The sequence below is a fragment of the Sphingomonas sp. genome (assembly GCF_039595165.1).
GTDB lineage: Bacteria > Pseudomonadota > Alphaproteobacteria > Sphingomonadales > Sphingomonadaceae > Sphingomonas.
In genome coordinates, this window is record NZ_JBCNMA010000118.1 from 1 (window position 1) to 10,475 (window position 10,475).

Sequence of the window (10,475 nt, forward strand, 5' to 3'; positions counted from 1 at the left end):
CTCCCCAAACTCACTGCCATCATCCGCTTTAAAACGAATCTGCTGACTAAACAACTTCTGCATCATGCCTTGTTTGTATTGGCTCAGCACCTGGCGGCGGCGGATCACGTCCTGGATCTTGTAGCGGCGGCGCAGGCTCATGCGGCGCTGGCGCAGCGCCTCGACCTGGTCGTCGCTGCCGCGGCGGCCGCGGCGGCGCGGACGGCCGCCTTCGGCTTCCTCGTCACTATCGCCGGTCTCGGCGGCGTCCTCGTCCTCGTCGTCGGGACGCTCGAGCACCTCGACGTCGCCGCCGTCATGCTCGTCGTCGTGATCCTCGTCGCCCTCCGCCTCGGCGCGCAGCGCGGCCTCCTCGGCGGCGTGCTCGGCCTCCTCGCGCAGGAGCGCGTCGCGATCCTCCTTTGGGATCTGGTAATAGTCGGGGTGGATTTCGCTGAAGGCCAGGAAGCCGTGGCGGTTGCCGCCATATTCGACGAACGCCGCCTGGAGCGACGGCTCCACGCGGGTCACCTTGGCCAGATAGATATTGCCCTTGAGCTGCTTGCGCTCGGCGGACTCGAAATCAAACTCCTCGATTCGGTTCCCTTTGACGACCGCCACGCGGGTCTCTTCCCGGTGGCGTGCGTCGATCAGCATACGCATGGTCATTTAATGTTCTCCGGGCGCGCCGTGCGGTTGTCAGCCGCGGCGCGCGATCAATGATGTCGCCCGGACCGCTTCTGGCGGAGCTGACGATGTTGGTTTGAAGATTTGCGTCTGCTGTGCGCGCACGCCCGAGCCCGCGGCCCGGATGCTTCGCCGTCGCGCACCGGCCGGCCGCGATGGCCTGGCGATCGGAGCGACGGGAAAATTGCGACATCACAGCTTCAACCTGAATTACCGCCCGAAAATGGTGGCGGCGAACGGCCGGCACAAGCCGGTCGCGGGGATGCGTAGCACCCTGCAACCATGCGGGCAACCGGAAGCGCAACGGTCCGCGCGCGCCCTGGGCTCCGGCAACGCCTTGCCGCCCTTGCCGGCAAAAACATGCCGAATGCGATGTTAACCGCACCGTTTCACCTCGTTTGAAGCCGCGCGCCGCTACCCGGTCGACGTCAGGGTAATTCGTTTCGTGAGTATAAGCGCATGCTTTTGGGCTGGACCCCCGCCAGCCCGGCGCGGCATATCGCCCGGGTGTCCTTCTTCCTCGCCCTCCTCGCCGGCTGGCTTACCGGCGCGCCGAGCTGGGCAGGCACGATCCGCGACATCGACGTCCAGTCGAACCGCATCGTCGTCCAGTTCGACGAACGCGTGGCGCAGGCGTCGAGCTTCGTGCTCGCGGGTCCGAACCGCATCGCGCTCGACCTGATCGGTGCGAGGCCGGGCGTGCGCGCCGATGTCGGCGGGCCGGTGCAGGCGGTGCGCCAGGCGGTGCGCGGCGAGGGCGCGCGCGTCGTGTTCGACCTCACCCGGCCGGCGATCGTCACCAGCGGACGCTTCTCGGCCGATGGCACCGCGCTCACGCTCGAGCTGCGCACGGTCGACGATGCGCGCTTCGCCCGCGCCGCCGCCGAAGGGCGGATGAGCTTCCTGCCGCCGTTCAGCTTCGCCCGCGCCGCGACGCGGCACAGCTACAGTGTCTCGGTCCCGGTGCCCCCGCGCCCCGCCGCCTACAAGCTGCCGCGCATCTATGGCGACGATGACGATCGCCCGCTGGTGGTGATCGATGCCGGCCATGGCGGACACGATCCCGGTGCGATCTCGTCCGAGGGCCTCCAGGAAAAAGACCTGACGCTCAAGGTCGCCAAGGCGATCCGCGACGAGCTCGCCGGATCGGGCCGGGTGCGCGTCGCACTGACTCGAGAGGACGACCGCTACCTGCTCCACCGCGACCGGTTCGAGATCGCGCGCAAACTCGGCGCGGCGCTGTTCATCTCCGTCCATTGCGACGCCGCGCACAGCCCCGACGCGACCGGAGCGTCGGTGTACACCTTGTCCGAGATCGCCTCGGACAAGGAGGCCGCCCGCCTCGCAGCGCGCGAGAACAAGTCCGACATCCTCTCGGGAGTCGATCTCGGCACCCAGAATCGCGACGTCTCCTCGATCCTGATCGACCTCACTCAGCGCGAGACGATGAACGCCTCGGCCAAGTTCGCGCGGCTGCTCGGGCGCGAGGCGCAGGGGCTGATCCCGGTCAAGGCGAACTACCACCGCATGGCCTCGCTGCTGGTGCTCAAGGCGCCGGACGTACCCTCGATCCTGTTCGAGACCGGCTATATCTCGAACGAGAAGGACGCCGCCCTGCTCAACTCCGCCGACGGCCGCCGCCGCATCGCCGAGGGCGTGAGCCGCGCGGTCGCGATCCACTTCGCCACGCGAATGGCGGCGCGGTGACAAAGAAAGAAGATTGTTCACGCAAAGGCGCAAAGGCGCGAAGAGGTGGTATGCCGCGGCAGCGGCTCTCATTCTTCCGCTGTTCTCGCTTGCCGCAACGTTGAACAGGAGGAGGGCGCTCCGCGCCGAAGCAATGCCTTCGCGCCTTCGCGCCCTTGCGTGAACAATCTTCTTTTTTGAGATCGGCGCAGCGCTCGCCGCAACCCGCCGCATCCTTGGCTGGCAACCCCGGTCAATCCTGCTAAACCGCGCCCCAAGATGGCGGACGCGACCGAACCCGATTTCACGCTCAAGTTCACGCGAGAGGATGCCGGAGGGCGGTTCGCCGCGCTCCGCCGCCGCTGGTGGTTCAAGCTGCTCGCCTGGCTGGCGCTGCTCGCCGGGGTCGGCACCGCCTTGCTGTGGGCGCTGTTCCTGCGCGACCTGCCCTCGGTCGACATGCTGCGCGCATACGAGCCGCCGCTGCCGACCAATGTCCGCCAGGCCGACGGCACGCCACTGCGCAGCTATGCCCGCGAGCGCCGCGTCGAGCTGTCCTACGACGAATATCCCAAGCTGCTGGTCGGCGCGTTCCTGTCGGCCGAGGACAAGACCTTCTTCGAACATGGCGGGGTCGACTATCCCGGCCTGGTCCGTGCGGCGTGGCAGGGGATGACCAGTGGCGAGACGCCGCGTGGCACCTCGACCATCACGCAACAGGTCGCCAAGAACCTGCTGCTCACCAACGAGGTGAGCTATGTCCGCAAGGCGCGCGAGGCGATCCTCGCCTTCCGCATCGAGAACACGCTGTCGAAGGAGCAGATCCTCGAGCTCTACCTCAACCAGATCGCGCTCGGCCGCAACGCGTTCGGGGTCGAGGCCGCGGCGCACGCCTATTTCGACAAGGATCTGAGCCAGCTCAGCCTGCCGCAATTCGCCTATCTCGCGATCCTGCCCAAGGGGCCGTCCAACTATATGCCCGAGCGCCACGCCGACCGCGCGATCGAGCGGCGCAACTGGGTGCTCGGGCAGATGCTGGAAAACGGCTATATCGACCAGGCCGCGCACGACGCCGCGGTCGCCGCCCCGCTCGGCGCGGTGCCGCGCAAGTCGCCCAGCGCCGATCCGCTCGGCGGCTATTTCATCGAGGAAGTGCGCCGCCAGCTGCTCGATCGCTTCGGGGAGACCGAGAAGGCCGGGCCCTACAGCGTCTATGCCGGCGGCCTGTGGGTGCGCACCTCGTTCGACCCCGAGATCCAGAAGGCGGCGCAGAAGGCGCTGCGCGACGGGCTGCTGCGCTACGACCGCGGCCGTGGCTGGTCGGGCCCGATGCGCGAGGTGAGTTTCACGGGCGACGATTGGCGCGCCGCGCTGCTCAACACCAACATCAACCTCGATTACGAGGACTGGCGCCCGGCGATCGTCATCGCCAAGGCGGGCGGCAGCGCCGAGATCGGTTTCGGCGACGGCCGCACCGGCACCTTGCCGGCGTCGGGCGCGCAGATGCCGGTACGCGGCCAGGGCGGCGCGGCGTTCAACGCGCTCAAGCGCGGCGACGTGATCGCGGTCGCGCCCGAGGGCGGCGTGTTCGCGCTGCGCTCGATCCCCAAAGTGTCGGGCGGGATGGTCGTGCAGGATCCCAATACCGGCCGCATCCTGGCGATGCAGGGCGGGTTCGACGCGACGGTGCAGGCGTTCAACCGCGCGACCCAGGCGCAGCGCCAGCCGGGCTCGACGATCAAGCCGATCGTCTACACCGCCGCGCTCGAGAACGGGATGACCCCCGCCTCGATCATCGTCGACGGGCCGTTCTGCGTCTATCAGGGTGCCGCGCTGGGCCAGAAATGCTTCCGCAACTTCGGCGGCACGCGCGGCGCGGGGCCGAAGACGATGCGCTGGGGCATCGAGCAGTCGCGCAACCTGATGACCGTGCAGGCGGCCAACACCACCGGCATGGACAAGGTCGTCGACCTGATGCAGCGCATGGGCGTCAGCCAGCAGAAATATCCGCCCTACCTGTCCTACTCGCTCGGCGCGGGCGAGAGCACGGTGATGCGGATGGTCAACGCCTATTCGATCCTGGTCAATCACGGCCGCGCGCTGACCCCGTCGCTGATCGACTTCGCGCAGGACCGCCACGGCAAGGTGATCTGGCCGCAGAACTGGCGCCCATGCGACCGCTGCAACATGCCCGACTGGGACGGCAAGCCGATGCCGCGCCCGGTGACGCGCTCGCGCCAGGTGGTCGACGCGATGAGCGCCTATCAGATGGTGCACATCACCGAGGGCGTGATCCAGCGCGGCACCGCGACGATCCTGCGCGACCTCAACCGCCCGATCATGGGCAAGACCGGCACCTCGTCGGGGCCGCGCGACGTGTGGTTCATCGGCGGCACGCCGCAGATGATCGCCGGCCTCTATATCGGCTACGACACGCCGACCAATCTCGGCGGCTATGCCCAGGGCGGCACGCTCGCCGCGCCGATCTTCAAGCAGTTCGCGCAAAAGGCCTATGAGGGGCTCGACGTGCTGCCCTTCACCGCGCCGGCGGGCATCCGCATGGTGCGCATCGACCGCGCTTCGGGCCGCCGCGTGTTCGGCGCGTGGCCGGGCACCGATCCCAAGGCCGCGGTGATCTGGGAAGCGTTCAAGCCCGAGAGCGAGCCGCGCCGCCGCTCGCGCCGCGAGGCCGAGGAGGAAGCGCCCAAGGCCGAGGTCAAGAAAAAGGCCGTCCAGCAGGAACGCCCGCGCGACAGCGACTTCTTGCAACGCGAGGGCGGAATCTACTAGCGGGCGTTCTTATATCGCCGCGCCGCCCGGCCGCATGCCCGTCACCCCAGCGAAAGCTGGGGTCTCCATCGGCAAGCGCAGGATCGGAGGCGAGAGACCCCAGCTTTCGCTGGGGTGACGGATTAGTTGAAAGGTTTTCCACGATGCGCGCCGAAGCGCAGGCACATGCCGACAAGATCAACGACGCGCTCGCGCTGCTCCGCCGCTTCCTCGACTGGGACAAGGCGCTGCGCCGGCTCGACGAGCTCAACGCGCGCGTCGAGGATCCGACCTTGTGGGAGAACCCCAAGGAAGCGCAGGAGGTGATGCGCGAGCGCCGTCGGCTCGACGAATCGATCACCGCGACGCGCGCGATCGAGCGCGAACTCGCCGACACGTCCGAGCTGATCGAGATGGCCGAGGCCGAGGGCGACGAGGCCATGGCGGTCGAGGGCACCCAGGCGCTCGCCGCGCTCGCCGCGCGCGCCGACGAGGACAAGGTCAAGGCGCTGCTCTCGGGCGAGGCCGACGCCAACGACACCTATCTCGAAGTCCATTCGGGCGCCGGCGGTACCGAGAGCCAGGACTGGGCGGAGATGCTCCAGCGCATGTACACGCGCTGGGCCGAGCGCCACGGCTTCAAGGTCGAGCTGATGGACTACCACGCCGGCGAGCAGGCCGGGATCAAGTCCGCGACGCTCCTGATCAAGGGCGAGAATGCGTACGGCTATGCCAAGACCGAGAGCGGCGTGCACCGGCTGGTGCGCATCAGCCCGTACGACAGCTCGGCGCGCCGCCATACCAGCTTCTCGTCGGTGTGGGTCTATCCGGTGATCGACGATTCGATCGACATCGAGATCAACGAGAGCGACCTCAAGATCGACACCTATCGCGCCTCGGGCGCGGGCGGGCAGCACGTCAACACCACCGATTCGGCGGTGCGCATCACCCACGTCCCCTCGGGCATCATCGTCGCGAGCCAGCAGGACCGCTCGCAGCACAAGAATCGCGCGACGGCGATGGGCATGCTCAAGGCGCGCCTGTATGAAGCCGAGCTGGCGAAGCGCGAGGCGGCGGCGATGACCGACTATTCGGCGAAGACCGAGATCGGCTGGGGTCACCAGATCCGCAGCTACGTCCTCCAGCCCTATCAGCTGGTCAAGGACCTGCGCACCGGCGTCACCTCGACCGCCCCGTCGGACGTGCTCGACGGGGCACTCGACCCGTTCATGGCGGCTGCGCTATCACAGCGCGTGACCGGCGAGACGGTCGAGGTGGAGGACGTGGATTGAGGCCAGCGGGCGCCTCTCTGCTGTTGCTGATCGCCCTCGCGGTTGCGGGGTGCGACGCCACGGAGCCGCGCCCGCAGCCGACGCCGACCGAGGACCTGCGCTTCCCCGCCGCCGACCGGCCCGTCGCCACGATCGTCTCGGCGCGCTGGTCGACCGAGGAAGCGCGCGACCGGCTCAACGAAGCCGATACGGTGATGGACCTGGCGCAGATCAAGCCGGGCACGACCGTCGCCGATATCGGCGCGGGCGAGGGCTACTACACGATCCGACTCGCCGCGCGCGTCGGCAAGAACGGACGCGTGCTGGCCGAGGACATCATCCCGGGCGTGCGCGACGGGCTGGCGCAGCGCGTCTCGCGCGAGCGGCTCGACAATGTCAGCGTGCGCCTGGGCGAGCCCGAGGATCCCAAGCTGCCCGGCAACAGCTTCGACCGTATCCTGATGGTGCACATGTACCATGAGATCGAGGAGCCGTACGAGTTCCTGTGGCGCATGCGCCCGTCGCTGCGGCCAGACGGGATGGTCGTGGTGGTCGACGCCGATCGCGAGACGCAGAACCACGGCACCCCGCCCGAGCTGCTCAAATGCGAGTTCGCCGCGGTCGGCTACCGGCTGGTGACGATGCGCGACATGCCCTCGGCCGGCGGCTATCTCGCGATGTTCAAGGCCGAGGGGCCGCGGCCGGAGCCGGACGCGATCCGGGCCTGCCGCCATCAGCCAGCGCCGCAGAAATCCGGGGCGCCCAAGCCCGAATCGACGACGGACGAGTAACGGTTAGAGCAGCCCCGCGGCGCGGAAGCTCCACGCGCCGCCGTTCGCGTCGACCACCAGATGCTCGTGCAGCCGCACCCCGAGCGCGCGCAGCGCGCCGGCCAGCCGCCGCGTCGCATCGCGGTCGGCACGGCTGGGCGAGGCCTCGCCGCGCGGGTGGTTGTGCGCCATCACCACGACCGCGGCATCGAGGCTGAGCGCGTCGATCGCGACTCGCCGCACCGGCAAGTCCATCGCGTCCGCCTCGGTCCCGCGCGCGTGGCGCAGCCCAAGCATGCGCCCCGCGCCGTCGCAATAGGCGAAGGCGGCGACTTCCACCCGTTCCCCGGCGACGCTGTCCGCGACGATGCGGCCGATCGCCTCGAACGGCGCGCCGGGGGCTGGGAGAGACGCTTGCGACGCCATGGCGTCAACGTCGCCGCAAGCGTCCGGGCCGTCGAGGCGAACCTTGTCCGTAGCGGAGAGTCCAGTCGCTCCATAACGGATGAAGGAACATCCACAGCTTCGCCGCGCGCTGCGCTTGGCGGCGCTCCGGCGCTCGGCTAGGTTCGGCGGCGATGCGGCAATATCTCGATCTCATGGAACGGGCATTGGCCCATGGCGCGGTGCAGATGGACCGCACCGGGGTCGGCACGCGCAGCGTGTTCGGGCACCAGATGCGCTTCGACCTGGCGCAGGGCTTCCCGGTGCTGACCACCAAGAAGCTGCACCTCCGCTCGATCATCGTCGAGCTGCTGTGGTTCCTGCGCGGCGACACCAATGTGAAGTGGCTGAACGAGCGCAAGGTCAGCATCTGGGACGAATGGGCCGATGACGATGGCGATCTCGGGCCCGTCTACGGCAAGCAGTGGCGCGACTGGCAGGCGCCCGACGGCAGCCATATCGACCAGATCAAGGAACTGATCGGGACGCTCAAGACCAACCCCGCCTCGCGCCGGATGATCGTCTCCGCCTGGAACCCGGGCGAGCTCGGCGCGATGGCGCTCGCCCCGTGCCACTGCCTGTTCCAGTGCCACGTCGCCAACGGCAAGCTCTCGCTCCAGCTCTACCAGCGCTCGGCCGACATCTTCCTCGGCGTGCCGTTCAACATCGCGAGCTATGCGCTGCTGACGCATATGCTCGCGCAGCAATGCGACCTGGAGCCGGGCGAGTTCATCTGGACCGGCGGCGACTGCCACCTCTATTCCAATCATCTGGAGCAGGCCGAGCTGCAGCTGTCCCGTGCGCCAGGGCCGCTCCCGCGGCTCGAGATCCTGCGCAAGCCGGCCTCGATCGACGCGTACGAGTACGAGGATTTCGTGCTGCACGACTATGTCGCGCAGCCGCACATCAAGGCCGAGGTCGCGGTCTGATCAGCTTCCATCTCGCGCGGGCCGACAACGGCGTGATCGGGGCGGACGGGAAGCTGCCCTGGCATCTGCCGGCCGACCTCAAGCGCTTCAAGGCGCAGACGATGGGCAAGCCGATGGTCATGGGCCGCAAGACCTTCGAGAGCTTCCCGAGCCCGCTGCCGGGGCGCCGCCACATCGTGCTGACGCGCGACACGTCGTGGCATGCGGATGGCGCGGAAGCCGCGGCATCGGTCGAGGACGCATTACGGCTCGCGGGGGAGGGTGACATCGCGGTGATCGGCGGCGCGGAAATCTTCGCGCTGTTCCTGGCCCATGCGGACCGGATCGAGCTGACCGAGGTGCACCTTTCGCCCGAGGGCGACGCCGTCGTCCCGCCCTTCGGCCCCGAATGGCGCGAGACGGCGCGCGAGGATCATGCGGCGGAGGGTGACCGCCCGGCCTATAGCTTCGTGACATTGGACCGCGCGCAATAATCTTTCGTCGCCTCGGCCTTGAGCCGGGGTCCGGCTGTCCTTAGCAACAAAGAAGAAGCTGGATCCCGGCTCAAGGCCGGGATGACGATGGGAGGTCGGATGAAGAAATACTGGCTCTGGGCGATCGCCCTGCTGATGGTCGCCGTGCTCGCCTTCTTCGCGCTGGCGCCCGGGATCGTCGAGCGCGACATGAACAAGGTCGTCGCGACCAGGCTACCGACCGTCACCGCGGAGACGCGCAAACTCCACGCGAGCCTGCAGATCGCCGACCTGCACGAGGACACGTTGCTATGGAAGCGCAGCCTCAACGATCGCTCCAAGCAAGGCCAGGTCGATCTGCCCCGGCTGATCGAGGGCAATGTCGCGCTGCAGGTCTTCTCCTCGGTGACCAAGACGCCGAAGAACCAGAATTACGATGCCAACGGCGCCGATACCGACAACATCACGCTGCTGACCTTCGCCCAGCTCCAGCCGCCGCGCACCTGGACCTCGCTGCTCGAGCGTTCGCTGTTCCATGCGCAGAAGCTCGAGCGCGCCGCCGCGGCGTCCGATGGCAAGCTTCGCGTGATCCGCACCCCCGCCGATCTCGATGCCCTGCTCGCCGCACGGGCAAAGGGCAGCAGGACCGTCGGCGGGCTGCTGTCGATCGAGGGCCTCCAGAACATGGAGGGCAAGCTCGGCAATATCGACCGGCTCCACGCCGCAGGCTTCCGCATGGCGGGGCTGACGCACTTCTTCGACAACGAGCTCGGCGGGTCGATGCACGGGATCGCCAAGGGCGGGCTGACCCCGCTCGGGCGCGCGACGGTGCGCCGCATGGAGCAGCTCGGCATGGTGGTCGACATCGCGCATGCCAGCCACAAGTCAGTCGCCGAGATCCTGGCCATGGCGAAGCGCCCCGTGGTCTCCAGCCACGGCGGGGTGCAGGCGGTGTGCAAGGTCAACCGCAACCTCTCCGACGACGAGATCCGCGGCGTGGCGAGGACCGGCGGGGTGATCGGCATCGGCTATTGGGACGCGGCGATCTGCGGCACCGAGCCCGAGAAGGTCGCCGCGGCGATCGCGCATGTCCGCGACCTGGTCGGGATCGACCATGTCGGGCTCGGCTCCGACTTCGACGGCGCGGTCACCACCGGCTTCGACACCGCGCAGCTCGTGTTCGTGACTCAGGCGCTGGTCGACCGCGGCTTCACGCCCGAGGAGATCCGCAAGGTGATGGGCGGCAACGTGCTGCGCCTGCTGCGGGCGGGGATCGCCCCTCAAGCCCAATAATCCTTCCCCGCCCCGGGGAGGTGGCGCTGGAGGCGGCGGAGGGGGAGGACGGCAATGCCTCCGCCCGCATGCTCACCGCGTCCTCCCCCTCCGTCATGCTGCGCATGCCACCTCCCCCTGGCGGGGGAGGATTTGATTCCTCGCCTCCTGCCCCTATAGCCCCGCCAATGGAGCGGTATTTTTTATGCGCTGATG

Annotated in this window: 9 protein-coding genes; 7 read left to right on the forward strand and 2 right to left on the reverse strand. The window is 68.3% G+C overall.

Features of this window, described 5'->3' with window-relative positions; genetic code table 11:
• A partial coding sequence (locus ABDV68_RS15630; RefSeq protein WP_343521029.1) for a S1 RNA-binding domain-containing protein occupies positions 1-648 on the reverse strand: 648 nt, incomplete at its 3' end.
• A gap of 477 nt (positions 649-1,125) precedes the next feature.
• On the opposite strand from ABDV68_RS15630, the gene ABDV68_RS15635 reads away from it, so the two are divergent.
• The 4 genes from ABDV68_RS15635 (at position 1,126) to ABDV68_RS15650 (ending at position 7,183) form a co-directional block, all read left to right on the forward strand.
• Positions 1,126-2,373, forward strand: coding sequence for an N-acetylmuramoyl-L-alanine amidase (locus ABDV68_RS15635; RefSeq protein WP_343521030.1), 1,248 nt, complete (start codon positions 1,126-1,128; stop codon positions 2,371-2,373).
• 258 nt (positions 2,374-2,631) lie between these two features.
• Entirely contained in the window at positions 2,632-5,142 is a 2,511-nt protein-coding gene (locus ABDV68_RS15640) for a transglycosylase domain-containing protein (protein ID WP_343521031.1), read from the forward strand.
• A 143-nt stretch (positions 5,143-5,285) separates the two neighbouring features.
• Entirely contained in the window at positions 5,286-6,413 is a 1,128-nt protein-coding gene (gene prfB / locus ABDV68_RS15645; RefSeq protein ID WP_343521032.1) for a peptide chain release factor 2, read from the forward strand.
• Positions 6,414-6,436: 23 nt separating this feature from the next.
• On the forward strand, positions 6,437-7,183 hold the full coding sequence (locus tag ABDV68_RS15650; RefSeq protein WP_343521033.1) for a methyltransferase domain-containing protein: 747 nt from the start codon (positions 6,437-6,439) through the stop codon (positions 7,181-7,183).
• A 3-nt stretch (positions 7,184-7,186) separates the two neighbouring features.
• Here the strand turns inward: ABDV68_RS15650 and ABDV68_RS15655 are convergent, their stop codons facing one another.
• Complete coding sequence (locus tag ABDV68_RS15655) at positions 7,187-7,588, reverse strand: JAB domain-containing protein (protein ID WP_343521034.1); 402 nt, start codon at positions 7,586-7,588, stop codon at positions 7,187-7,189.
• Positions 7,589-7,740: 152 nt separating this feature from the next.
• Here ABDV68_RS15655 and ABDV68_RS15660 point away from each other — a divergent pair, with 152 nt between their 5' ends.
• The 3 genes from ABDV68_RS15660 to ABDV68_RS15670 all read left to right on the forward strand — a co-directional run bounded on the left by ABDV68_RS15660 (position 7,741) and on the right by ABDV68_RS15670 (position 10,280).
• Positions 7,741-8,535, forward strand: coding sequence for a thymidylate synthase (locus tag ABDV68_RS15660; RefSeq protein ID WP_343521035.1), 795 nt, complete (start codon positions 7,741-7,743; stop codon positions 8,533-8,535).
• Complete coding sequence (locus ABDV68_RS15665; RefSeq protein WP_343521037.1) at positions 8,532-9,008, forward strand: dihydrofolate reductase; 477 nt, start codon at positions 8,532-8,534, stop codon at positions 9,006-9,008. Before ABDV68_RS15660 ends, ABDV68_RS15665 begins: the two co-directional genes overlap by 4 nt.
• A 99-nt stretch (positions 9,009-9,107) precedes the next feature.
• Positions 9,108-10,280, forward strand: a complete 1,173-nt coding sequence (locus ABDV68_RS15670; RefSeq protein ID WP_343521036.1) for a dipeptidase — start codon at positions 9,108-9,110, stop codon at positions 10,278-10,280.
• The last annotated feature ends 195 nt before the right edge of the window (positions 10,281-10,475 follow it).